The sequence below is a fragment of the Fredinandcohnia quinoae genome, assembly GCF_022427965.1.
GTDB classification, from domain to species: domain Bacteria; phylum Bacillota; class Bacilli; order Bacillales; family Bacillaceae_L; genus Ferdinandcohnia; species Ferdinandcohnia quinoae.
In genome coordinates, this window is record NZ_JAKTTI010000009.1 from 1 (window position 1) to 24,268 (window position 24,268).

Here is a 24,268-nt window from a genome sequence, read left to right on the forward strand (position 1 = left end):
ATACAGGTCCTATGGTGACTATCACACCAGAAATTGTGCTCGGACGGGAACCATACAGGTTCTATGATGACCATCATACCGGAAATTGTATGCGGACGGGAACCATACAGGTCCTATGGTGACTATCACACCAGAAATTGTGCTCGGACGGGAACCATACAGTTCCTATGGTGACTATCACAACAGAAATTGTGCGCGGATGGTCACCATACAGGTCCTATGGTGACCATCATACCGGAAATTGTATGCGGACGGGAACCATACAGGTTCTATGGTGACCAGCACACCAGAAATTGTGCTCGGGCGGGAATCATACGAAACCTCCAGAATATATAAGTGCTCATAACAATAATTCCACCATTATAGAGCCCCCAATTATAAAACTTTCTCTTAACCATTTTAAAAATGCCGGTTCATCTAAGACGAACCGGCACATGTATGTTATAAAATTTACTTTCCTACTTCTACTTGATGCTCCTCATGTTCATGCAATCCTTCATCATTTTCAACATGTACTTTCACAGTAAACGTACCGGCATCTGGAAATTTATACGAGCCAGTATATTCGCCCGCATTTGTTTCCTCTGCATCAATCCATTCATGTTTATCAGGATTCTTATCCGTCCAAATTTCATAACGAACATTTGCTTTTTCTAATGGGTCCTCTCCATTACTCAAATGAACCATTAATGTCGTATCATTTCCAACCTTTGCATCAGATGGATTCATAAAATGCATGCTGAAACCTTCTGTATGTTCATGATGATGCTCCTCTTCTTCATGTGAAGCACCCGTGCCAACCTTTACATTTGCTTGAGGCATCGTGTGCATCCCTCTTGCAGTTACATGGACTTGAATAGTAAATTCACCGTCATGATCAAATGTCGTTTCCGCAACATAAGTACCATCTTTATTATTTTTTGCTTCAATTAAGCTACTTTCTTCTTTTTTTCCATTTTCCCATACTTCAAATTTCACTTCATCCGCATCAGCTACATCTTCGCTTCCCTGAGTAACAATTGCTTTCATTTCTACTTTGCCATTTACATCTACAGATTCCGGAACTTTAAGCTGTACATCAAGTATTTGAGGTACTTCACTTTTGTCAGATACGTCAACCTTTTCATCTTCATCTTTATTACATGCTGAAAGAACTGCTAGTACCATCACAAATAGGATGAGTGTTAATCTTTTTCTCATATGTATTCCTCCAATATCTATTAGGAGATGATTACGATTAAACATCTCCCTTTCACTTTTATCTCGTCATAAGTGGCAGTAAGCCTCAATGATAGAAGTCTTACCTTTATGTTATCCATCATCGATAATGAAAATAAGTACCACATACACAAGGACTTTCTTCTTGTTGATTTTGAATTCTTTTGCCGAAATAAAAAGTCACCATCATCCCGATCTTATGTATTCCCAACATCAGGATTCCCGCCAACGGCTGGTCAAACTTTGGGTCTATTGGGAGTTGAGGTAGGTTGATACTTGAAATTTCTCCAGGTATACAAAGTTGAGCGGTGACTTTCATTAACAAAGGATTCCCTATGCCACCAATAAAATCATTGAATATAAATAATACACATGCTGGCATTAAAATCATTCCACTTAATAATATATACCTTTTTCTTGAACCATTACAAAAGCGCTGCTTTGGGTCTGGTGCAACAATTGGCCACCACATTTGAAAGGACAAAACAAAAAGCAATCCCATATACCCATTATGAAATAAAGAGTTTTGAGTTAAAACCTCAATAATGACTGGTAAATGGTACATAAAAAACAGAGTCGCAAAAAATAACAACGCGATTGTTGAAGGAAGAAAAATCTTCGCAACCACTCTCAAAAACTTGTATTCCTTCACTCTCTGAAATAATAATTCTGGAATACCAATTAATAATAGCGGTGGGACGACAAAATATAAAATACTCATTTGAATCATATGTGTACTAAAAGAGATGTGGCTTAATACTGAAATAGGACTGCCTATCATTAAATAAAATATAAGTATACTTATGATGAATAGAAGTGGCTGTTTTTGTTTGATTTTTATATTCGTGTAGTATTTTACTAAAACCGTAAAAAGTACAGTTACGCATATTAAACCAATCAAAAGTGGGATATTCCATACCGGTTGATTTTCAAACAATATAGTACGCTCCAAGTGACCACTCCTTATTAAGTTTTTATCCCCCCTTGTTAAATTATGTTATGAAGTAACAAATCAGAACACTTTATAACTCGTATATTAAGTGATAATTTAATGACATTCAATATAGTATTAAGGAAATATGTGGCTAATTCGTGAAAACTAAATGTTATTTTAAGAAAAGGCTCTGAAAAAACTATTTAAAAATACTAATTTCCTTCAACTTAATAGCCAGTCTTTCAAATCCCTTTTGAAACTTTGTACGGTAATCCGGCATTAGTTCTATTCCTGACAACCTTGCAATTGTTTCAACAACCTCATCAATCGACATTTGGTCAGTCTGGATATGTTCTTTAAACCTATCTTTAGAGAGACTAGCAACCCTTCCTTCTATTTGTTGGTAAGCCCAAGAATTTTTTCCTTCAAATCTTGTCCTAAGTCTTTTTTGAATGGTTGTCTTTGAAGCTGTTAAAGTATAGTGCTTAATCTCAATACCAATATCTCGTAATCTTCCAATAATATCTGTAAAATATTGTTCATTTGTAAGAGTCATCGGAACAATAATAGTTCCTTTATATTCGATTGCAATTTGCTTTAACAATGAGTAATTAGCTTCTCGCCATAATGGATAATCCTGAAAGTCCCCCTTGGAAATTTCAGCGGGGACATTTGCCATTAACACAAAGCCAAATCGTTCTGGATCGTATACAAATGAGTTTTTTACCCTTTTATGTAGTTCATATGCGGTTGTTGTTTTACCTGAACCAAAAGTTCCGTTTATCCAAATGATCATAAGACACCTCTTTACTATAAAAAAATAATGACAAAATATTCCTTCTACTTTACTATTAATTATACAAAGTGAAATCTTTTCATGTGGGGAGGCAGTTATGAATAGTATAGCAGTAATATCAGATATTCATGGAAATATGACTGCGTTAGAAGCAGTCATAGAAAATATCAACCGTCGAGGAATCGAAACAATCATCTGTCTAGGTGACCTTATTGGAAAAGGGCCAAACCCAGCAGCTGCCGTTGACTGCATTCGAGAAGTATGTGAAGTAGTCGTCTTTGGAAATTGGGATGAGGCAGTCCAAAAAGAGAATGAGTGGGAAGTGATGAAATGGCATCAAGAGCAGCTTGGTGAGGAAAGATTAGCATATCTCGGTACACTTCCTTTTCACTATGATTTCTATATGAGTGGAAAATACATACGTCTGTATCACGCATCTGCAAAGAGTGTCCATCACCGTGTTGTACCGATGATACACCCTATGGAAGAAAAGAAAGCAATGTTTGAAAACACTGAGTGGATTTCTCCCTTGGAAGAAGACAGAATACCGGATGTCGTTGGCTTTGGTGATATTCACGCTGCACTAATTGAACCAATTGGTGATCAAAGGACTCTTTTCAACGTTGGAAGTGTCGGAAATCCATTAGATATGACACTAGCTACATTTGCCGTTTTACATGGTGACTATCAATCAATTAAACCAGCACCATTTTCAATTGAAATTGTCCGTGTTCCATATGATATTGAAAAAGAAATACAAATTGCTGAGCAAAAAGAAATGCCTGGTTTAGAGCCTTATGCTAAGGAATTAAGGGAGGCTGTTTATCGGGGAGCATTTAAAGAATCGTAAAGTTTATTTTCCTTAACCAAAATTATTTACAGTTTTAATTTCCTGTTTTATACTCTATACTAAAGAACATTTGGAAGGAGTTAATTGCATGTCAATCAATAACGAATCCAAAAAAGAGATTACTATTAATTCAACGATTCAGCTAAAGGGAATTGTGAAAGCCATATTTAATGACATGATTCATGTACAGATTGGCGGGAAAATTATCTCCTTACCTGCATCTAATATATTAAAATCGAATTAATAAATATTTGCAATAATATAACGTAAAGCGTAGGCCAAATCAGGTAATGATTTGGTCTTTTTTTGACGGATAAGAAAGCATAACTTTCTTATCCGAATAAGTGCAACTAACGCCTCTGTCTTCGCCTAAAGGCTCGCCAATCGGCGAGTTTTCTTTATCTAACCTTAATAATTGAAACCAATTTTATTTTAAAGCGTAGTATTAAAGGAACTCGCAAATAATAATTTTTAATGAAATAAATATAGGAGTACTGACAATGGAAAAACAACAAACAAGTTTAAAGCCATTTATTTCACTTATTTTATCAACAAAGATTCCAAAGGCTGCGCTGATTTTCGGATTAGCAGCAAGTGTAATTACAACAATCGCAGGTCTTATTGTACCGATATTGACGAAGAATTTAATTGATGGGTTCTCTGTAGAATCATTAAGTGTGCCGCTCATGATCGGAATCGGGGCTGCTTTTATTCTTCAAGCAATTATTAGTGGAATCTCCATTTATCTTCTGAGCTATGTCGGTCATAAAATTGTTGCAAAACTACGAGACCGGATGTGGGTAAAATTAATTCGCTTACCTGTTTCCTATTTTGACAAACAATCAAGCGGAGAAACAGTAAGCCGGGTAGTCAATGATACAAGTATTGTAAGGGATCTTATTACAAATCATTTCCCACAATTTGTAACTGGTATTATTTCGATTATTGGTGCCATTCTAATTTTATTAGTGATGGATTGGAAGATGACGTTGCTGATGTTAATTTCAGTTCCAATCACATTGATTATTATGTTTCCTCTAGGACAAAAAATGGCGAAAATTTCTCGTGGGCTACAGGATGAAACCGCTACTTTTACCGGCCATGTTCAGCAAACATTAAGTGAAATTCGCTTAATGAAGTCCTCTACCGCTGAACAAAGTGAAGAGGACAAGGGATTAACTGGAATTGAAAGGTTATTTACATTCGGATTAAGAGAAGCAAGGATTACAGCACTGATTGGTCCAATAATGTATTTTGTGATTATGGTCGTAATTGTAACGATTATTGGCTATGGTGGTATTCGTGTAGCAAATGGAACTATGTCCACTGGAGAATTAATTGCATTCTTACTCTATCTCTTCCAAATCATTGTACCGATTACATCATTTGCAATGTTTTTTACCCAGTTACAAAAAGCAAAGGGAGCTACTGAACGAATTATCGATATTTTAGAATTGCCTTTAGAAGAGGATAAAACAGGAATTCAGCTGGATATTACAAATAAGCCTCTTCATGTTCTAAACGTGTCATTTAACTATAATGAGGATGAACCAATCCTCAAAGGAATATCTTTTGAAGCAAAGCCTGGGGAAATGATTGCATTCGCCGGCCCAAGTGGCGGCGGGAAGACAACAATGTTTGGTCTGCTTGAACGGTTTTATGAGCCTACATCAGGTGAAATCAGGATTGGTGATACACCGATAAATGAACTGTCTATGACCTCGTGGCGTAGTCAAATCGGATATGTTTCACAAGAAAGTGCCATGATGGCAGGGACAATTCGAGAAAATTTATGCTATGGTTTAAACAATATTGGTGACATTACAGATGAACAGTTATGGAAGGTTGCTGAAATGGCGTATGCAGATCAATTCATTATGGAGTTCTCACAAGGATTAGATACTGAGGTTGGAGAGCGCGGTGTTAAGCTTTCTGGTGGACAACGTCAACGTATTGCGATTGCTCGAGCGTTTTTACGAGACCCTAAAATACTCATGATGGACGAAGCAACAGCAAGCTTGGACAGTCAATCAGAAGGTATTGTTCAACAAGCGTTAACACGATTAATGGAAGGTCGGACTACCTTTGTAATTGCTCATCGATTATCGACAATCGTCGATGCAGATAAAATTATTTTTATTGAAAAAGGAGTAGTAACAGGTATTGGTACTCATCATGAACTAACACAATCACATGGATTATATCGCGAATTCGCTGAACACCAATTGGCCTAGAAAAGCTGAAGAGACCCATTTTCTTGGGTCTCTTTTGATCACTTAAACGGATTATAAAAACGATCGCCATCATAAAATGTAACGACCAGAGTGATAACTAAAATAGCGACAAATAAAACGATTGTCATATAATCCCTTGATTGAAATGGTGTTTCACTATACCATGTTCGCCTTTTATTTTTTCCAAAGCCACGAAGCTCCATTGCATTACTGACTGTCTCAATTTTATCAAGGCTCGATAGAATAAGAGGAATAATAATCAATGAGGCATTTTTTATCCGTTTCGATAATTTTTCATTACGTGACATGTCAATTCCACGGGCTTGTTGAGATTGAGCAATGTTATGAAAGTCTCGTTGAACATCAGGAATATAACGTAATGCTAGCGCCACAGCATACGATATTCGATAGCTTATCCCAATCTTATTCATGGATGAAGCGAACTCGCTCGGATGTGTCGTAACGATAAAAAGTAATGCTGCTGGAATCACAGTGAAATATTTTATCGTTATATTGAAATGATAAAAAAGCTGTTCTAATGTGACATTATATCGTCCTGCTATATCAAATATGACATGACTTGATTTATTTTGGGTAAAAAAGCCAATATTTTATAAAATATTGGCTCTATCCCTATTTATAAATCACATTTTCCTATTGAGTGTACTTTAACACTACTTCCATTCTTGTTGGTTATCTTAATTTTATAAGTACCAGGACTAATCGTACCATATAGGGTTGTCGAGGTACGATTAGCCGGATTAAATGAACCTTCTAAAACATCATAGATTCCTGTATCTACGAATGAACCACTTGAATTTTGTTTTAGAAGACGATACTCAATCTTTGCACTTGTCCATATAGATGTGGTGCTTTGTTGAATCGCAGTTAGTTTTAAGGAGCTACGAGAGGAACCTATATAAAATCCATCCGTTGTTGTGCTTGTAGCTATATTATTTTTTTGCCAATTTACTGTTACTGCTAAGGGTTGAATTGTATCATTTGACATATTCTCAGAAGCAAAAGTGAAGGATGGTAAGGCAAGTAATAAGACTGATAAGAGAACCACAAAGTACTTTTTCATAACTTCAATACCTCCAAATAATTTTAATATTCTATCTATTAAAATTATAACAATTAATTAGTAAATATCAACTATATTTCTAAAAATAGGAAAAAGTAACTTAAGATGGTCTTAGTTCAAATATCAAAACAACAACGCTATAGATTGTTATTTCTTTATCAATAACGCTGTCGAATGTTTACCATTAACTCTAAATAGTCTTCAAAGCATTAATATTTATAGGTTCTCAAATGTATATTTATACATTTAGCAAAACAGTATAAATTTTAATAAGATATTTAGCATAAAATACAAACCATATTTTTTATCCTGCTGTTTGCTTCGAAAACTGACTATTGTAAAGATCGGCATAAAAGCCATTTTGCTCCAATAGTTCTATATGTGTTCCTTGTTCGATGACCTTTCCTTTATCCATGACAAGAATCAAATCCGCATCCCTAATGGTTGAAAGACGATGCGCAATAACGAAGCTTGTTCGTCCGTCCATTAATTTGTTCATTGCCTGTTGAATGAGTAGCTCTGTTCGAGTATCAACACTTGAAGTTGCTTCATCCAAAATCATGATTGGTGGATCTGCAAGAACAGCTCGCGCTATCGTTAAAAGCTGCTTTTGTCCTTGAGAAATATTAGATGCTTCTTCATTAAGGATTGTTTCATATCCCTCCGGAAGTGTGCTAATAAAATGATCTGCACGAGCTGTTTTAGCGGCAGCTATGATTTCTGCTTCAGTTGCTCCCATTTTTCCATAGGCAATATTCTCTTTAATTGTTCCATTGAAAAGCCATGTATCCTGGAGCACCATTCCAAAAGTAGTCCGAAGATCCTCACGTGAAATTTCACGCGTATCGATCCCATCAATTTTAATTGAGCCACCTTTGACCTCATAAAATCTCATTAAAAGATTGATCAAAGTCGTCTTTCCTGCCCCTGTTGGACCAACTATCGCAACAGTTTGACCTGGTTGAACATCAATGTTCATATCCTCAATTAGCAATTCATCCCCATAGCCAAAGTCAACATGTTCAAAAGAAACAGCCCCCTTCGCTTTGCTTAGGCTTTCAATCGTGACCTCTTTCACCTCTTCTTCCTCATCTAGAAGCTCGAAGACACGTTCTGCTGCCGCAATTGTCGCCTGGATAATATTTGCGATATTTGCTGTTTGTGTGATTGGCTGTGTGAATTGTTTCGAATACGTAATAAATGCTTGAATATCACCAATCGATATTGCTTGTTTTGTTACTAAAATTCCACCTACAACACTGATTAATACGTAGCTAAAATTTCCGATAAAAAACATGATTGGCATGATAATACCCGAAATAAATTGAGCCTTACTCCCTGCTTCATATAGTTCTTCATTCACCACGTCGAATTCGGAAATCGCCTTCTTTTCATGACCGAATACCTTTACAACCTGATGACCGGTATACATTTCTTCTATATGGCCATTTAATTGACCTAGGCTCCGCTGTTGATCCGCGAAATGCTTTTGTGACCTTTTTAAAAATGGTCCCATTACAAAAATAGAAAGCGGCAAACTCACAATTGAAATCAATGTTAGGAGCGGGCTTATGGATAGCATCATAATAATAATCCCGACAATCATAATAATTGATGTGATAAACTGCGTAATACTTTGCTGAAGCGTACTGCCAATTGTGTCGATATCATTTGTTACACGGCTTAAAATTTCACCATTTGAACGCCCGTCATAATACTTCAAAGGCAGCCTTTCTAACTTCTGATTCACATCCTCCCGCAAATCATACACAGTTAATTGGGCAACGCTAGACATAATATACTGCTGTATATAGGTAAATAAACTACTCACAAGATATAAACCAGTAAGAAGAAGTAAAAGCATCCCGACTGCATGAAAGTCAATCTTTGCACCTGGGACACCGGTCATTACCCCATATGCGCCTTCAAATAATTCTGTAATCGCATTCCCCATTACCTTTGGCCCAATAATTGAAAAAACGGTACTCAAAACCGCTGCAAAAAACACAGCAATTAATTGGTTTCGACGTGGTACTAAATATTTCAGGAGACGCCGGAATGTACCTTTAAAATCCTTAGCCTTCTGCCCGGCCATCATCATACCTCCATGCCCCATCGGATCACCGCCTTGAGGTTGCTGTTTTTTATGCTTACTCATGCGATTTCCTCCTCTGAAAGCTGGGATTCGACAATTTCACGATATACCTCATTCGTTTCTAGTAATTCCTTATGTGTCCCCTTGCCAGCCAATTTCCCTTTATCTAGTACAATAATTCGATCTGCATCAATAACTGTACTTACTCTTTGTGCAACAAGGATAACTGTGGAATTTTTCGTCTCTTCCTTTAACGCCGCTCTTAACGAAGCATCGGTTTTATAATCGAGTGCTGAAAAGCTATCATCAAAAATATAAATATCTGGTTTTCTAACGAGTGCACGCGCAATCGATAAGCGTTGCTTTTGCCCTCCAGACACGTTTGAACCACCTTGGGTTATTTCAGAATCATAGCTATCTTCCATTTTGCTAATAAAATCATCTGCTTGTGCTATTTTTGCTGCATGTTCAATTTCCTCAATTGTCGCATCTTCTTTTCCAAAGCGAATATTTTCAGCAATTGAACCTGTAAAAAGCAATGCCTTTTGTGGAACAAAGCCTATTTTTGAACGAATCTCTTTTTGAGAAGATTCTCGAATATCAACACCGTTCAGACGAATCGTTCCTTCGGTAACTTCGTAAAAACGTGGAATTAGATTCACGAGAGTCGTTTTTCCAGATCCAGTTCCACCAATGATTGCTGTTGTTTCACCTTGTGATGAGCGAAAGCTAATATGAGATAATGCGGGTTCCTCTGCACCAGGATAGTAAAAGGTTACATTTTCAAACTCAAGTGTTCCTTTCTCTGAATTTGCAGCTTTTGTCCCTTCATCTAGAAAAGTCGGCTCCATGCTGAGAACCTCATTAATCCGATTTGCGGATACTGCTGCTCTTGGCACCATTACAAACATCATGGATGCCATTACAATTGCAAACATGATTTGCATCACATATTGAATAAAAGCCATTAAGTCGCCAATTTCCATTCCTTGATTTCCTATTCGGATTCCACCAAACCAAATAATTGCAACAACCGTTAAGTTCATCACTAGCATCATGACTGGCATCATAAACGCCATTACTTTATTTACCTTAATGGATACATCCGTTAATTCTCGGTTTGCTGTTTGAAGTCGCTCCTTCTCCTGCTTTTCTCTATTAAATGCTCGAATAACGCGGATTCCTGTTAAATTCTCGCGTAAAACTAGGTTCAACCGATCCAATCTTTTCTGAACCGTTTTGAATAGTGGAATTCCCTTATTCATAATAAGCAAGACAGAAATAACGAGAACAGGCATTGTTCCAACAATCACTAATGATAATTTCGCATCCTTCGAAACCGCCATGATGACTCCACCAACGAACATTATTGGTGCACTTACGACCATTCGAAGCATCATAATTACTACTTGCTGAATTTGGGTAATATCATTAGTTGTTCTTGTAATCAGTGATGCTGTTCCAACCTCATCAAATTCTTGAAGAGAAAATTTTTCAACATGTGTAAAAACCTTACGCCGAATATCCCGTCCAAGCCCCATCGCTGCTTTTGATGAATAATAACTTGCAAATACCGATGCAATTGCACCAAATGCGGCAACTACAAGCATAAATCCACCGATTTTCCAAATATACGGTAAATCCCCATGAACGACTCCTTCATCAATAATATCCGCCATTAGGGTAGGCAAATATAGATCGGCCATCGATTGTATGAAGACAAGACCAAATACCCCGACAATAATCCACTTATAAGTGGACAGGTTTTTTAATATTTTTATCATCCTATGTATCCCCCCTGTTCTTTTCTTTACGATTTATTATGCAATTAGGTTACTCCTATTTCCAACGTGATTCAATAACAAAATGAAATATACAATTCATCTTCCATTCATATTCACTCCTTACAATGAAGTTCAAAGAACATTAAGGAGTTGAAGATGATGTTAAAACCATTTCAAAAATTAGTTAAATATACAAGCAGTTCTAAGGGTGCAAAAATCACTATTACTGCCTGGATTCTTGTTGTACTTTTACTTAGCGTTTTTGCTCCCTCTGCAAAGGATTATGAAACAAACAGTTCAGAAGGTAGTGTAAAAGGAAATACACCTTCTGAACTAGCCGAACAAATCATGAAGGAACAGTTTCCTGCGAATGATGGACTGACTGCACTATTGGTATTTCATCGTGACGGAAAAATGACTGATACGGATCGTGAAAAAATAACTGAACTAAGTAAGTGGCTTGCTTCTGATGAAAAGCCAAAACACCTTGTAAGTGCACTACCTTTTCACGAGTTCACATCAACTATTCAAGATCAACTGTTTTCAGAGGATAGGACGACTTTATTATTTAATGTGTCATTAGAAGCAGGTTTAGATGCAGATCAAACAAATGATGCACTTGATAAAATAAGTGTTAAAGTGAAATCTGTTGGACTAGACGATGGTATGCGCTTTGAGATTACTGGACCAGCTGGAATCTCAGCAGATACGATTTCTTTATTCAAAAATGCTGACCTTGTCTTAATGCTTTCAACAGTTGGCCTGATTTTTATTATCTTAATTGCCATTTACCGATCACCGATTTTAGCAATCACCCCATTAATTATAGCGGGAATCGTCTATGGGGTTGTTGATCGTATTTTAGGGCTAGCCGGTAAGAATGAATGGTTTGCGGTTGATAGCTCTGCCGTTTCAATCATGCTTGTCCTGCTTTTTGCAGTATTAACAGATTACAGCCTCTTTGTTTTCTCAAGATATCGTGAAGAATTAAAAAGACATGCAACAAAATTTGAAGCAATGAGTGAAGCGATGCACTATGTTTCTGAACCAATTTTATTCAGTGGTGGTACTGTTTTATTAGCAATGCTTACTTTATTCGTAACAGTATTTGAGCCTTATAATCACTTTGCACCAGTGTTTTCTGTTGCCGTTGTTGTCATCTTATTTGCAGGATTAACACTAATCCCAAGTATCTTTGCTCTATTAGGACGTAAAGCATTTTGGCCATTTGTACCAAAGGTGAAGGAATCCTCTTCGCGTAAAGAAGGTTTCTGGTCAAAGATGAGTAAGCAGGTTATGAAAAAACCCGCATTATTAGGTGGAGTTTTACTTATTATTTTATTAATTGGAGCTTTCAATTTCACTTCGATGAAGTATTCGTTTAATTTGTTGAACTCATTTCCAGAGGATATTTCGTCCCGACAAGGCTTTGAACTGCTGGAAGATCACTATCCCGCAGGAGAGCTAGCACCAGTAACTGTGATTTTACATTCTGATTCTGAAATCTCCGTGGATCAAGAATTTTTAGAAAAGGTAAATGTGTTATCTAAGGAGTTATCTAGCCAAAGTGGAGTAAGTTCTGTTTCTCCTAATATGATTGATAATGCTACTAAGCTACCACGTGGGTACTTAGCGGAGACTAACAAGGCAATTAAATTTCAAATTATTTTAAACAATAATCCGTATGATTTGGAAGCATTGGAAACGGTTCAAAAGCTTCGTGATTCTGGGGAAAAACTTTTGGAGAAAAGTGGATTCGCATCTGGGGTTCAACTTCATTTTGCAGGTCAAACTGCTGGGCAGCTTGATGTAAAACAGATGAACGAGCGCGATATGACTTTATTATTCTCAATCGTAACCGTGTTGCTTACTTTAATGCTTGGTTTCCAAACGAAGTCAATCCTAATGCCTGTTCTCATGATGGGAACTATTTTACTTTCATATTTCGCATCAATGGGATTTGGATGGTGGATCTTCGAGCATCTGATGGGCTATGACGCAATCAGCTATCGCCTCCCTGTCTACACTTTTATATTCATGGTCGCACTTGGGATTGACTATAACATCATGCTCGTCTCAAGAATTCGAGAAGAGGCAGCAAAACACCCTTGGAGGGAAGCAGTCGGAAAAGGCGTTGCATTGACTGGCGGCGTTATCTCATCTGCGGGATTAATTCTTGCCGCCACATTTGCCGTCTTAATGACACAACCGTTGCAGGAGCTCTTCTTATTCGGATTCACTATGGCAATGGGGATCTTGCTTGATACGTTTTTAATAAGAGGTATATTTTTACCAGCCGTACTAATCCTGACACACCGGGATAAGAAAGACATTCTTGACATAAATGTATAATAGATTGAGAGAAAATGCGCTTGGGGCATTTCGTTCCAGGTGCATTTTCCTTGAATTTTCTGACGTCACACTTGACATTGATAATCATTTTCACTTAAACTATCATTAATTACCTTATGATAGGAGAGGTCACATGTTTGTCCAATTAAGAAAGACTGTTGTTACAGAAGGAAATGCAGACCAAGTTGTTGAAAGATTTAGCAAGCCAGGGATTATCGAACAACAAGAGGGATTTATAGATGCAACGGTTATGGTTAAGAAAGTACGACGCGGCGAAGAAGAGGTTCTTGTTCAAATCCGCTGGGAATCCGAAGAGTTTTGGAAAAAGTGGGAAAAAAGTGATGCACATATTGCAGGTCATAAAGCAAATATGGGTAAACCAAAACCAGAATACATCATTCACTCTGAAGGTGGATTGTATGATGTTAAGACAGTGAAAACAGCCATTCGTTAACATATTTGATCCTCGTCCTTGGGCGGGGATTTTTTTGTGTAATCGGAGTTTGGTGAGGTGCAACAACACGATTCACATCACCAGTTGGGAAAAACTAGGGGTTTGTGAGGTGCAACGACGGGATTCGCATCACCAGTTGGGAAAATCTAGGGTTCTGTGAGGTGCAACGGCGGGATTCGTATCACCAGTTGGGAAAATCTAGGGTTCTGTGAGGCGCAACGACTTGATTCACATCACCAATTGGGAAAAACTAGGGTTCTATGAGGCGCAACAACACGATTCGCATCACCAGTTGGGAAAAACTAGGGGTGCGTGGGGGGCAACGACACGATTCACATCACCAGTTGGGAAAAACTAGGGGCGCGTGAGGCGCAACGGCGGGATCCGCATCAGCAGTTGGGAAAAACTAGGGGTCTGTGAGGTGCAACGGCGGGATTCGTATCACCAGTTGGGAAAAATTAGGGGCACGCGAGGTGCAACAACACGATTCACATCACCAGTTGGGAAAAACTAGGGGTCACTGAGGTGCAACAACACGATCCGTATCACCCATTGGAAAAATTAGAGCTATGCATCACAAATATCCACTCAACATTTCCAAAAATCAAAAACACCAGTGCACACATCCACACTGGTGTTCATATATCAATTTAAACTAACGCCCGCTTCAAGTTCCTCAAATAACGATAGCGAATGAGGAAGAAATAGATAAGTTGAGCAACTAAGAACCCTGCGAGCACTACAATGACCTCAATTGCAATTGATATTGGGAAAAAGCTCTGTAGCGCCATGAATGCAAATGCACTATGAACAAATGCAACCACAATTGGCACAAAGAACAATAAAGCAAGTTGTTGAGTTACAATTTTATTCAATTCCTGATCGGTCAAGCCAACCTTTGTAATCGTTAAATATTGGCGTGTATCATACTCTAAATCAGCATATAATCTGAAATATAAAAAGCTGCCTGCTGCGATGAAAAATACTGCGCCTACGAGGAGTGCTACAAATAACATCATCTTATACATGCTCATCGCACTATCGTATAGTGTTCCACTCACAGCCATAATATAGTGTGGGCTTTCTTTCGTTGGATATGAGAGACCCTCTTCTACTAAGTTTTCTCCCAGCCCCGATGTATCCTTGAGATTATCTGTATAGAAGCCGGTAAACGTGCTTGTTTTCACAGTTACTAGCTTTTCAAAAAATTCATCGCTAACAACAAGTCCCTCATCAAGGATAAGTTGGAATGGAAAAACAATATTTTCTGTTGATGCTCTAGGAGTTAGTTCCAAACCGTCCTGTTTCAACGTATAACCTACTTGTCTATACATTTCAAGAGATGATGTTTTCATGGACAGACTTTCATTCCCCACCAACGGTTTTTCCTTTAAATCAAATCCTGCTGCTTTCACTATTTTTTCGTAATTAGAAAAAGAGAGAATCGCCAATTGTTCAGGTGGATAAGGCACATCTAATGTTGTTGAAGCGACTTCCGCAATTTTAATTTGAACTTGATTTGAAGTATATTCAATTTTCCTGTCTTTTAATTCTTGTTCGATTTGCTGTAAATTTTGTTGGTGCGCAGGTTCTTCATCCAATGCCATATAACTCACTTCGGCTGGGTAATCTGTATCAAACTGCTTGTTCATTACATTCATTGAAGCTAGCGTTCCTACAGCACAAAAAGCTACTGTTGACACGATTGTTACCATAAAAAACATCCGGGCATTATCCTTCAAACGGTATGCTAGATTTGAAATTGTAATTAAGTTCGTTTTATTCCAAAATAAATATCGATTCTTTTGAAGCAACTTCATGATGAACACAGATAATTGTGTATAGAAAAAGTACGTCCCAACTATTGTCATTGCGATTACTGGCAACATCCTGAACATTAAATTCTGCATTGTAGATGTTGCAGCTAAATAATACCCAGAAACGAGTAATACCGCTGAAAAAAGTGAAAGTAAAATTGATACTTTCGGTTCCTTTTTTGGTTTCTCTCCCGACTTAAATAAATCAATTAACTTATTTACCCTTACAAGTGCTGCAGTAAATAATGAAATGCAGAAAAACAAAAACAAGAATGCACATGTAGTCAGTAAGAATGCCTTTTTCGAAAAGTAAAACGGGAGTGGATCAATTCCAATCATATTTGAGCCAATCATCAAGAATAGTTTTCCTGTAATAAGCCCAAAGCCAATTCCAACGATAATGGCCCCAATTCCAATTAACATATTCTCTAAAAAGACCATCACATTTAATTGATTCTTTGTCATTCCATGCATCATTAAAATTCCAAATTCACGCTTTCGGGATTTTAAAAAGGTACTAACAGAATAGAGCACAAAAAAGAAGGCAAACACATACATAATCACTTCAGCTGCAGACATTAATTGGATAGCCATAGCAGCCGTTACACCATTCTCTATATCAGGATGAAAAATAAACAGAGCATACACGAAAAAGATTAATACGGAAAATGCACTACTCAAAAAATAAGCAGCATACGTTCGTTTATTACGAACAACATTTCTATAAACGAACTGCGGAAAGGTCACGGCTATCCCCTCCTAGTAATGCAAGCATATCAATAATCTTTTGGAAGAAAGCTTGGCGGTTATCTCCACGGTAAATTTCATTGTAAAGTTGCCCATCTTTAATAAAAATAACGCGGTGACAATAGCTGGCAGCAACCGCATCATGTGTAACCATTAATACCGTTGAACCATCTTCCTCATTAATCGTTGAAAAGGTCTCCATGACATCCTTTGATGATTTTGAGTCCAAATTTCCAGTTGGTTCATCTGCTAATATTAAGGAAGGACCATGAATAATGGCACGAGCAATCGCTGTACGCTGCATTTGCCCACCAGATATTTCATATGTTCGCTTTTTCAATAGCTGGTCAATTCCAAGTTTTTTTGTAACATTTAGTAGTTTATTATCCATCTCACGAACACTTACTCCATCCAAAGTTAACGGAAGAACAATATTTTCTTCAACAGTTAACGTATCCAGCAAATTAAAATTTTGAAAAACAAACCCCAGTTCATGTCGTCTAAATAAAGCAGTCTGCTTTCTATTTAAAACATGTGGATTTTTACCATTAATAAAAACTTCACCCGAAGTAGGTCGATCAATTGTTGAGATTAAATTCAAGAGTGTTGTCTTCCCACTCCCTGATGGACCCATAATCCCTACAAATTCTCCCTTTTCGATAGAGAAATTAATTGCATCTAATGCCTTATAGGAAATTTTCCCTTCATATATCTTTTCAAGATGTCTCACATCCAAGATCGACATTTTCTTCACTCCCTATTCCATTTGTATCTACATTCTATCTAGAATTAACTGTTACAGCCATTTTATATACTTACAGTTAGCTTACACTTTTGTAAGATTCACTATCGAAAACTTCAAGCTGCTGAGATATTTCTATCCATGCAAAATATCAAATGATCACCTAACAGTTTTTCCCATTGCTTCACCGATGATATTTTACTATAATTTTAATATCAATTAAATATTCCCATTTACCGATGGGATAGAGGCCGCAGCTTATAATAGTAGATTGGGTAAGATTCAGTGAAGTCTATGACCCCAATTAAAAGGATAAGTTGCCGAAGTTTGGATTATTCATTGATTATCCATGCTGGGGGTGTATTCGAATAGAAACACCACTGTCACGTCATTGACGTGGAGAGCTATCTTCGGAAGGATTACTCGGACTTTATATACAGCCGTCGATCTTCTTCGATGGCTGTTTTTTATTTAGCCTACGTATCCTCCAAGAGAATAAGGGAGTGGACAACCATGACAAAAACATCAACTTCATCCGAAACATCTCAATTAAAAAGAACATTAAAAGCTCGTCATCTTATGATGATTTCACTAGGAGGATCAATTGGCACCGGAATATTTCTGGCAAGCGGCGGTGCAATTCATAGCGCTGGTCCTGGTGGGGCTCTACTTGCCTATGCAGCTGTAGGGGTTATGGTTTATTTCTTAATGACCAGTCTTGCTGAGATGGCCGCATACATGCCAGTAGCAGGCTCATTCAAAGTGTATGCAACAAAATTTGTAGACCCAGCCTTTGGCTTTGCAATTGGCTGGAACTATTGGTATAACTGGGCTATTACGATTGCTGCCGAGCTCGCTGCAGTTGTACTTATTATGAAATTCTGGTTCCCGAATAGCCATTCATTCATTTGGAGTGGGCTTGCTCTAGCAATCATGTTCGGCTTCAACTACTTATCAGCCAAAGGATTTGGAGAAGCAGAATTTTGGTTTGCATTAATTAAGGTTGTAACTGTCATTATATTTATTATCACAGGCTTCCTGATGATAATTGGAATAATGGGCGGTGACCCAATTGGATTTTCAAATTTCACTATTGGAGATGCTCCATTTAACGGGGGATTCTTTGCAATCCTAGGGGTATTTATGGCAGCAGGCTTCTCTTTCCAAGGTACTGAATTACTAGGAGTAGCTGCAGGGGAAAGTAAAGATCCGGAAAAAACAATTCCAAAGGCAATAAATTCTGTCTTTTGGCGGATTCTTTTATTTTATATATTAGCAATCTTTATCATTGGTTTAATCCTTCCTTATACAGATGACCGATTATTAAGTGATGCTGTAACTGTTAGTCCGTTCACCCTTGTTTTTGAACGAGCAGGGTTTGCTTTTGCCGCTTCTGTTATGAATGCAATCATTTTAACATCCGTATTATCTGCTGGTAACTCTGGAATGTATGCATCAACAAGAATGCTTTGGGATTTAGCACGTGACGGTAAAGCTCCAAAATTCTTAGGGAAGTTAGATAAAAGAGGTGTACCTGTTAACGCATTAATCGTAACAACTTTAGTAGGTTCACTTGCATTTTTAACAACCTTTTTCGGTGACGGAAAAGTATATATTTGGTTATTAAATGCCTCTGGAATGGCAGGCTTTATAACATGGCTCGGAATCGCAATCAGCCATTATCGCTTTCGTCGAGCCTATGTTGCACAAGGTGGTAAATTAGCAGATCTTCCATATCGGGCAAAATGGTTCCCACTTGGACCATTACTTGCTTTGGGATTATGTATTTTCATTATCTTAGGTCAAAACATTCAATCTTTCATTACTGGAAATATCGAGTGGAGCAGTATCTTTGCCTCTTATATCGGCTTACCTCTCTTCATCTTTATTTGGCTAGGCTATAAGGTAAAACATAAAACAAAGGTTATACCACTAAGTGAATGTGATTTTAATAAAGAAGCATGAGAAGGCAGCAGGGAACAATTTAAGCTCCCTGCTTTTTTTTCTAAAAAATAATTCTGACCGTTGTCCCTTTATTCACCTCGGATTCAATCTCGATTCGATGGCCAAGTTTTTCGCAAATTTGCTTCACAAGGTGCAAGCCCATACCGGTGGACTCTTGAAAAACACGACCATTCCCACCTGTGAAATAAGGATCAAAAACACGTGGTAAATCACTGATTGGAATACCAACACCTTCATCCCGAATCTCTAATACTTTGTTCCTTCCATAAATATATCCGTTAAAATAAACTTTCCGATTTTCTTCTATCGTATATCGAACGGCATTCGTAATGATCTGTGTGAATACAAAAGAAAGCCATTTTTCATCTGAGGCAATCGGTATTTTGCCCTCGAATTGGATAGATGGAAAAACTCGTTTGCGAATAAATAATCGCTTTTGACTAGATGTAGCATTCCTTACTACTTTTTCTAAATCTAATGTCTCTACATGGAAATCACGATCAAATGTATCCAAACGAGCTGTATATAACACCATTTCTAGCCCTTTTTTTAATCGGTCTAATTCATCACCAATCGCTGTATTGTTTGGCTCATCCTCATCTTGAATGATCAAATGAATAACCGATATTGGGGTCTTCATTTGATGAACCCATTGATTGATGAACTGAATATGCTCTTCCAGCCGATATTTATAATTATGCAAATCCGTCCGATAATGTTGAAATTGACTTTTCAGAAGTTGCTGTAATCCCTCTGATAACGGGGAATGTACAGTGATATCACTAAAATCATCCATAGATGGAAGTGGTTTTTCAAGTCGTTTATAAAATGAACGATTTTTATAATAACGTAATAAAAGATAGCCAATCAATAAACATGTACTTAATACGCAAGCATAAATACTTATCGCTATATTCTGGTACCCATCAAGCCAGTATATTGAAATAATAACTAGTAATTGAGTCATATATATAAAGATCAGTGGCAGTTGGTCCCGTAAGAAAAGCCTCATTCTCCACTCTCCCACATCGACACTAGCCGATATCCTTGACCACGAATCGTTTGAATGGCGTTATTAATCTGTAAAGCATCTAATTTCTTCCGAACACGTGTTACATATACATTTAATGTATTATCGTCAACAAACGCTTGATCATCCCATATTTTTTCAAGCAAACGATCACGACTAACGACACGATCTACCTTTTTCATTAATTCATCTAAAATTTTTGCTTCAGTATGACTAAGGTCAATGGTTGTTCCATTTAGTGTTAAGTTAAGTCGTTCGATGTCAAGGGTTAGCCCATTAACCGCAACAGAATGAGTAGTAGAACCCGCATAGTCCCCATATGCTCGACGTAACTGGCTGTTGATCTTCGCCGTGACAATTTCATAATCGAAAGGTTTTGTAATATAATCATCTGCACCATTTTCAAGCGCCATCACTTGATCCATTTTTCCATCCCTTGCTGAAATAAATAAAATAGGACAAGTTGATTTACTTCGGATTTGGCGGCACCAATAATACCCATCAAATTTGGGTAAATTCACGTCAAGCAGGACAAGCTGTGGGGCAAATTGTTCAAATTCTAATAATACCTTCTCAAAATCACTAACGGACTTTGTTTCATAACCAAATTTATGTAAATGCTCTTCTAGTAAACGAACAAGCTGTTTATCATCTTCAATAATAAAAATGTTGAACATCAAAATCCTCCTCTCACACTACTTTTATTGTAGCAAAACATATGGTCGTTATAAAAGAAGTGAAAAAAAGACTGATCAAGCTCTAAAGTTGATCAATCTAGAAGTTCTCTGATTTATTTTTCACTTGTACTTTGTTTTGCGTTTTTTGAATAATTTTGTATATCAGTAAAGATGAACCAATCGCAAGTATTGCTCCAACAATCACATCTGCTGGATAATGAACCCCTACCCAAATGCGTGAGATTCCTACAAAGAGGGCCAGAATGATCCACCAGAATCCCTTTTTAAACAGGAAAAATGTAAAGCAAAGTGCAAAGAAGATGATCGTGTGATCACTCGGAAAAGAATTATCAACCGCTTTTTCAACCAATTGATTCACATTATCTAGTTCGGCAAATGGCTGATTATTAGAATGGAGCAAACCTACCAATCTAGCTCCTATTTCAGCGATAATTAATGAGATAACTGCACTAAATATCATACGTCTTTCTTTTTTTATCAAAAAGAATAGTACAACTGCTATCAACAGATATATTGTATATTGCGCAATAAATATAAAAATTGGATTTAAAAAAGTAAATTCCTTCCCCAAGTCATTAATCATTCGAAATAAGGATACATTCATTTCAGAAATGTTCAACATAATTCCCCCCTTATTGTTGAATTTTACAATATTTTTTAAAACTTCATGTATTACAATTTTGTAAGATATTTTTAAAAATGATATGGTAGAGTAAATGATTATACCATATTTAACGGAGGGATTTTTTTGGGACAATTCATTGGATACATTGGTACCTATACGAAAGGTGATAGTGAAGGCATCTATTCGTTCACATTAGACACTGAAAAGTCTGAGATTACGAATATCAAAGCAGTTGCAAAACTAGATAATCCTACTTATGTAACAATCAGTGATGACAATCGTAATCTGTATGCTGTTGCGAAGGAAGGCGAATTGGGTGGTGTTGCAGCGTTTTCAATTAATGGTCAGACGGGTAATTTGGAGCCATTAAATAAGCAATTATCAGCAGGTCCTTCTCCATGTCACGTGAGCACTGATCGTTCGTTGAACTACGTTTTTAGTGCAAACTACCATCGAGGAACAGTCGATTCATATTTGATTAATCCCGCGAATGGTTCACTTGATTCAACAATTTCGACAATTCAACATACTGGTTCAGGCCCGGATGAGAGACAAGAAAAACCACATACTCATTATATATCGCCAACTCCAGATGAAAAATATGTTGTAGCTGTAGACCTTGGAATTGATAAAGTGATTACATATGAACTGCATGATGGGGCTTTACAAGAAGTTTCTAGTGTTTCAGTCAAACCTGGTAGTGGGCCACGCCATCTTACATTCCACCCGAATGGGCAGATTGCATATCTCATGACTGAGTTTAGCTCAGAAGTAATCGTTTTTACCTATCAATCTGAGGATGGAAGCTTAACAGAACTACAAACAATCTCAACAATCCCGGCAGATTTTACAGAAAACAACCAAGGAAGTGCTATTCATATTTCTTCAGATGGTAAGTTCGTGTATGCGGGTAATCGTGGTCACAACAGCATTGCCATTTTTAGCGTTAATCAGGGTTCCGGTGAATTGAGTCTCGTTGAAATCAGTTCTTCTGAAGGCGATTGGCCAAGAGATTTCATGTTGGACCCGACTGAAAAATTTATCATTGGCTCCAATCAAGAATCGAATAATCTTGTGTTGTATTCACGTGATGAGGAGTCAGGCAAGCTAGAAGTTATCAAATCAGATATTCCAGTGCCAGCACCTGTATGTATTAAATTCTTACGTTAAAATTGTAGTCCCTGGTGATCCAGGGACTATTTAATTAGCTCCACAAACTGCGCCTCAATCACATCTGCTAGTTGCTGAGGTCCTATTTCAATCTGCATACCAATCTTCCCGGCACTAACAATTATTTTTTCAAGATGGGTTGCCTGATTCTCGATAAAAGTTGGGTAGACCTTTTTCATGCCAACAGGGGAACAGCCACCTCGAATATACCCAGTCCACTTTAGAATGTCCTTTACTGGCAACATTTCTAGTTTCTTCTCACCCGCTGCCTTTGCCGCCTTTTTCAAATCGAGCTCTTCAGCTACTGGTATGACAAAAACGAAGAGGTTATTCGAGTGATAAGTTACCAATGTCTTATACACAGCTTCTACCGGTCTTTCAATTTTGCCTGCCACAGCAATGCCATCTATCTTTCCATCATTCGCATCATATGTCAAAATATCATAATCAATCTTCTTACTATCAAGAATTCTCATTGCATTTGTTTTGCTTATTTTGCCACCCATAGTGAACTCCCCCTTCAATTATTATGTGAAATGATACCACTTATTTTGAATACGTTACAATTTTCAGCTTGTAAAATTAGTTAATCTTTCATACCATTAGATTAACAAAATACAGAAAGGAAGTGGGAAATGTTTTACAAACTACTTTGTGAACCTGCAGATTTATCTCTCCTTAAAAGTTTGAACTCCCGCATGAATTTACCACTAAAGGAAAAACAAAATTTTTTAAACCTAAAAAAGGGTTACGAAGGTGAACAGCTTTTTGCATCAATGCTAGAGAATCAGTCAGGTAATTGGATTGTTTTACACGACTTATTGCTAGAATGCTCCAACAATCAATTCCAAATTGACTTTTTACTTCTTTCACAAAAAACAGTCTATCTTTTTGAAGTCAAAACTTTTGAAGGCGATTATTATATTGAGAATGACAACTGGTACATAGCATCTACTGAAATTAAGGACCCCCTCCTTCAATTAAAACGAAGCAAATCCCTTCTTCGGCGCCTACTCCAAGAATTAGGTTCCACTCTTGTAGTCGAAGCATACCTTGTCTTCGTCAATCCTGAGTTCACCTTATATCAAGCCCCACGAAACCAATCTATTATATTTCCTACCCAGCTTAATCGCTTCTTGCAAAAACTCAAGTTGATCCCATGCACACTAAATCAAAAACACACTGCACTTGCTGAAAAACTAGTAGAGAGACGTCTACATAAATCTCAGTATGAACGTGTGTTGACATATGAATATGACCACCTTGAGAAAGGAATTGTGTGTACATCATGTGAGGCATTTATGTCTCTTGAGGGAAATGAAATAATCTGTGGGTCCTGTGGTTGCAAGGAGGATGTTGATTCCGCGATTATTCGTAATGTGTCGGAATTTAATCTTCTTTTTCCTGATATGCGAATAACTACTAATCATATTCAGGATTGGTGTCAGGTGATACCTTCAAAGAAGACGATAAGGCGGGTGTTGATGAGGGATTTCGTAAGACTGGGCCATGGTAAGTCCTCTCACTTTGTTTATGCCATAAAAAAGTAGGCTAGGTGGGTGGTATGAATAATACTACTCAAGTTCTTTTACTGACTCGACGGGGGCCATTCATGCTCTATGGTTACCGCTCGGGCTCTTTTTTCGACTCGACGGGATCCATTCGGGCTCTAT

The 24,268-nt window shown here is 37.4% G+C and carries 20 protein-coding genes, 1 pseudogene and 1 riboswitch; of the genes and pseudogenes, 8 read left to right on the forward strand and 13 right to left on the reverse strand.

Annotation, left to right across the window (positions count from 1 at the left end; translation table 11 throughout):
* Nucleotides 1-450: 450 nt before the first annotated feature.
* From MJG50_RS07795 to MJG50_RS07805, 3 genes are all read right to left on the reverse strand, one after another.
* On the reverse strand, nt 451-1,200 hold the full coding sequence (locus MJG50_RS07795; RefSeq protein ID WP_240254334.1) for a FixH family protein: 750 nt from the start codon (nt 1,198-1,200) through the stop codon (nt 451-453).
* A 118-nt stretch (nt 1,201-1,318) separates the two neighbouring features.
* Nucleotides 1,319-2,170, reverse strand: coding sequence for a cytochrome c oxidase assembly protein (locus MJG50_RS07800; RefSeq protein ID WP_240254336.1), 852 nt, complete (start codon nt 2,168-2,170; stop codon nt 1,319-1,321).
* A gap of 181 nt (nt 2,171-2,351) precedes the next feature.
* The gene (locus MJG50_RS07805; RefSeq protein WP_240254338.1) at nt 2,352-2,948 is read right to left on the reverse strand and encodes an AAA family ATPase; all 597 of its coding nucleotides are present in this window, start codon (nt 2,946-2,948) and stop codon (nt 2,352-2,354) included.
* Nucleotides 2,949-3,045: 97 nt separating this feature from the next.
* On the opposite strand from MJG50_RS07805, the gene MJG50_RS07810 reads away from it, so the two are divergent.
* The 3 genes from MJG50_RS07810 to MJG50_RS07820 all read left to right on the forward strand — a co-directional run bounded on the left by MJG50_RS07810 (nt 3,046) and on the right by MJG50_RS07820 (nt 6,032).
* Nucleotides 3,046-3,798, forward strand: a complete 753-nt coding sequence (locus MJG50_RS07810) for a metallophosphoesterase family protein (RefSeq protein ID WP_240254340.1) — start codon at nt 3,046-3,048, stop codon at nt 3,796-3,798.
* 88 nt (nt 3,799-3,886) lie between these two features.
* Nucleotides 3,887-4,042, forward strand: coding sequence for a hypothetical protein (locus MJG50_RS07815; protein WP_240254342.1), 156 nt, complete (start codon nt 3,887-3,889; stop codon nt 4,040-4,042).
* Between the two features lie 256 nt (nt 4,043-4,298).
* A complete protein-coding gene (locus MJG50_RS07820) occupies nt 4,299-6,032 on the forward strand; it encodes an ABC transporter ATP-binding protein (protein WP_240254350.1) in 1,734 nt (577 codons plus the stop codon).
* 38 nt (nt 6,033-6,070) lie between these two features.
* Here the strand turns inward: MJG50_RS07820 and MJG50_RS07825 are convergent.
* From MJG50_RS07825 to MJG50_RS07840, 4 genes and pseudogenes are all read right to left on the reverse strand, one after another.
* Nucleotides 6,071-6,616, reverse strand: a pseudogene (locus MJG50_RS07825) (energy-coupling factor transporter transmembrane component T family protein); the annotation flags it as partial.
* A gap of 53 nt (nt 6,617-6,669) precedes the next feature.
* Nucleotides 6,670-7,116, reverse strand: coding sequence for a hypothetical protein (locus MJG50_RS07830; RefSeq protein ID WP_240254352.1), 447 nt, complete (start codon nt 7,114-7,116; stop codon nt 6,670-6,672).
* A gap of 304 nt (nt 7,117-7,420) precedes the next feature.
* Nucleotides 7,421-9,274 carry an ABC transporter ATP-binding protein gene (locus MJG50_RS07835; protein WP_240254360.1) on the reverse strand — a complete coding sequence of 618 codons (1,854 nt, stop codon included), beginning with the start codon at nt 9,272-9,274 and terminating at the stop codon, nt 7,421-7,423.
* Nucleotides 9,271-10,995 (reverse strand): ABC transporter ATP-binding protein, encoded by a 1,725-nt coding sequence (locus MJG50_RS07840; protein WP_240254362.1) that lies wholly within the window; start codon nt 10,993-10,995, stop codon nt 9,271-9,273. Before MJG50_RS07840 ends, MJG50_RS07835 begins: the two co-directional genes overlap by 4 nt.
* A gap of 159 nt (nt 10,996-11,154) precedes the next feature.
* Here MJG50_RS07840 and MJG50_RS07845 point away from each other — a divergent pair, with 159 nt between their 5' ends.
* A complete protein-coding gene (locus tag MJG50_RS07845; RefSeq protein WP_240254370.1) occupies nt 11,155-13,347 on the forward strand; it encodes an MMPL family transporter in 2,193 nt (730 codons plus the stop codon).
* Nucleotides 13,348-13,480: 133 nt separating this feature from the next.
* Nucleotides 13,481-13,801: an antibiotic biosynthesis monooxygenase gene (locus MJG50_RS07850; protein WP_240254372.1), complete on the forward strand. Its 321-nt coding sequence runs from the start codon at nt 13,481-13,483 to the stop codon at nt 13,799-13,801.
* A gap of 650 nt (nt 13,802-14,451) precedes the next feature.
* Here the strand turns inward: MJG50_RS07850 and MJG50_RS07855 are convergent.
* Complete coding sequence (locus tag MJG50_RS07855; protein WP_240254374.1) at nt 14,452-16,365, reverse strand: ABC transporter permease; 1,914 nt, start codon at nt 16,363-16,365, stop codon at nt 14,452-14,454.
* Entirely contained in the window at nt 16,340-17,110 is a 771-nt protein-coding gene (locus MJG50_RS07860; RefSeq protein WP_240254382.1) for an ABC transporter ATP-binding protein, read from the reverse strand. Before MJG50_RS07860 ends, MJG50_RS07855 begins: the two co-directional genes overlap by 26 nt.
* A 234-nt stretch (nt 17,111-17,344) precedes the next feature.
* Nucleotides 17,345-17,522, forward strand: a riboswitch (Lysine riboswitch).
* A gap of 98 nt (nt 17,523-17,620) precedes the next feature.
* Between MJG50_RS07860 and MJG50_RS07865 the strand changes: the two genes are divergently transcribed.
* Nucleotides 17,621-19,072, forward strand: a complete 1,452-nt coding sequence (locus MJG50_RS07865) for an amino acid permease (RefSeq protein WP_240254384.1) — start codon at nt 17,621-17,623, stop codon at nt 19,070-19,072.
* Between the two features lie 40 nt (nt 19,073-19,112).
* Here MJG50_RS07865 and MJG50_RS07870 read toward each other — a convergent pair whose 3' ends face one another.
* From MJG50_RS07870 to MJG50_RS07880, 3 genes are all read right to left on the reverse strand, one after another.
* Nucleotides 19,113-20,084 (reverse strand): sensor histidine kinase, encoded by a 972-nt coding sequence (locus MJG50_RS07870; RefSeq protein ID WP_240254386.1) that lies wholly within the window; start codon nt 20,082-20,084, stop codon nt 19,113-19,115.
* Entirely contained in the window at nt 20,081-20,779 is a 699-nt protein-coding gene (locus MJG50_RS07875) for a response regulator transcription factor (RefSeq protein WP_240254388.1), read from the reverse strand. The genes MJG50_RS07870 and MJG50_RS07875 overlap by 4 nt, the downstream gene beginning before the upstream one ends.
* Before the next feature lie 97 nt (nt 20,780-20,876).
* A complete protein-coding gene (locus MJG50_RS07880; protein WP_240254390.1) occupies nt 20,877-21,419 on the reverse strand; it encodes an undecaprenyl-diphosphatase in 543 nt (180 codons plus the stop codon).
* 129 nt (nt 21,420-21,548) lie between these two features.
* On the opposite strand from MJG50_RS07880, the gene MJG50_RS07885 reads away from it, so the two are divergent.
* Nucleotides 21,549-22,595, forward strand: a complete 1,047-nt coding sequence (locus tag MJG50_RS07885) for a lactonase family protein (protein WP_240254392.1) — start codon at nt 21,549-21,551, stop codon at nt 22,593-22,595.
* A gap of 26 nt (nt 22,596-22,621) precedes the next feature.
* Here MJG50_RS07885 and ybaK read toward each other — a convergent pair whose 3' ends face one another.
* On the reverse strand, nt 22,622-23,101 hold the full coding sequence (gene ybaK / locus MJG50_RS07890) for a Cys-tRNA(Pro) deacylase (protein WP_240254394.1): 480 nt from the start codon (nt 23,099-23,101) through the stop codon (nt 22,622-22,624).
* Nucleotides 23,102-23,230: 129 nt separating this feature from the next.
* Here ybaK and MJG50_RS07895 point away from each other — a divergent pair, with 129 nt between their 5' ends.
* Complete coding sequence (locus tag MJG50_RS07895; RefSeq protein ID WP_240254396.1) at nt 23,231-24,145, forward strand: nuclease-related domain-containing protein; 915 nt, start codon at nt 23,231-23,233, stop codon at nt 24,143-24,145.
* Nucleotides 24,146-24,268 lie beyond the last annotated feature (123 nt).

Excerpts from the sequence above, each read along its gene's own strand:
- MJG50_RS07805 (WP_240254338.1), bottom strand. The coding sequence starts at position 2,948 with ATGATCATTTGGATAAACGGAACTTTTGGTTCAGGTAAAACAACAACC.
- MJG50_RS07810 (WP_240254340.1), top strand. The coding sequence starts at position 3,046 with ATGAATAGTATAGCAGTAATATCAGATATTCATGGAAATATGACTGCG.
- MJG50_RS07850 (WP_240254372.1), top strand. The coding sequence starts at position 13,481 with ATGTTTGTCCAATTAAGAAAGACTGTTGTTACAGAAGGAAATGCAGAC.
- MJG50_RS07875 (WP_240254388.1), bottom strand. The coding sequence starts at position 20,779 with ATGTTCAACATTTTTATTATTGAAGATGATAAACAGCTTGTTCGTTTA.
- MJG50_RS07895 (WP_240254396.1), top strand. The coding sequence starts at position 23,231 with ATGTTTTACAAACTACTTTGTGAACCTGCAGATTTATCTCTCCTTAAA.
- MJG50_RS07860 (WP_240254382.1), bottom strand. The coding sequence starts at position 17,110 with ATGTCGATCTTGGATGTGAGACATCTTGAAAAGATATATGAAGGGAAA.
- MJG50_RS07830 (WP_240254352.1), bottom strand. The coding sequence starts at position 7,116 with ATGAAAAAGTACTTTGTGGTTCTCTTATCAGTCTTATTACTTGCCTTA.
- MJG50_RS07865 (WP_240254384.1), top strand. The coding sequence starts at position 17,621 with ATGACAAAAACATCAACTTCATCCGAAACATCTCAATTAAAAAGAACA.
- MJG50_RS07795 (WP_240254334.1), bottom strand. The coding sequence starts at position 1,200 with ATGAGAAAAAGATTAACACTCATCCTATTTGTGATGGTACTAGCAGTT.
- MJG50_RS07835 (WP_240254360.1), bottom strand. The coding sequence starts at position 9,274 with ATGAGTAAGCATAAAAAACAGCAACCTCAAGGCGGTGATCCGATGGGG.
- MJG50_RS07820 (WP_240254350.1), top strand. The coding sequence starts at position 4,299 with ATGGAAAAACAACAAACAAGTTTAAAGCCATTTATTTCACTTATTTTA.
- MJG50_RS07815 (WP_240254342.1), top strand. The coding sequence starts at position 3,887 with ATGTCAATCAATAACGAATCCAAAAAAGAGATTACTATTAATTCAACG.
- ybaK (WP_240254394.1), bottom strand. The coding sequence starts at position 23,101 with ATGGGTGGCAAAATAAGCAAAACAAATGCAATGAGAATTCTTGATAGT.
- MJG50_RS07840 (WP_240254362.1), bottom strand. The coding sequence starts at position 10,995 with ATGATAAAAATATTAAAAAACCTGTCCACTTATAAGTGGATTATTGTC.
- MJG50_RS07845 (WP_240254370.1), top strand. The coding sequence starts at position 11,155 with ATGTTAAAACCATTTCAAAAATTAGTTAAATATACAAGCAGTTCTAAG.
- MJG50_RS07870 (WP_240254386.1), bottom strand. The coding sequence starts at position 20,084 with ATGAGGCTTTTCTTACGGGACCAACTGCCACTGATCTTTATATATATG.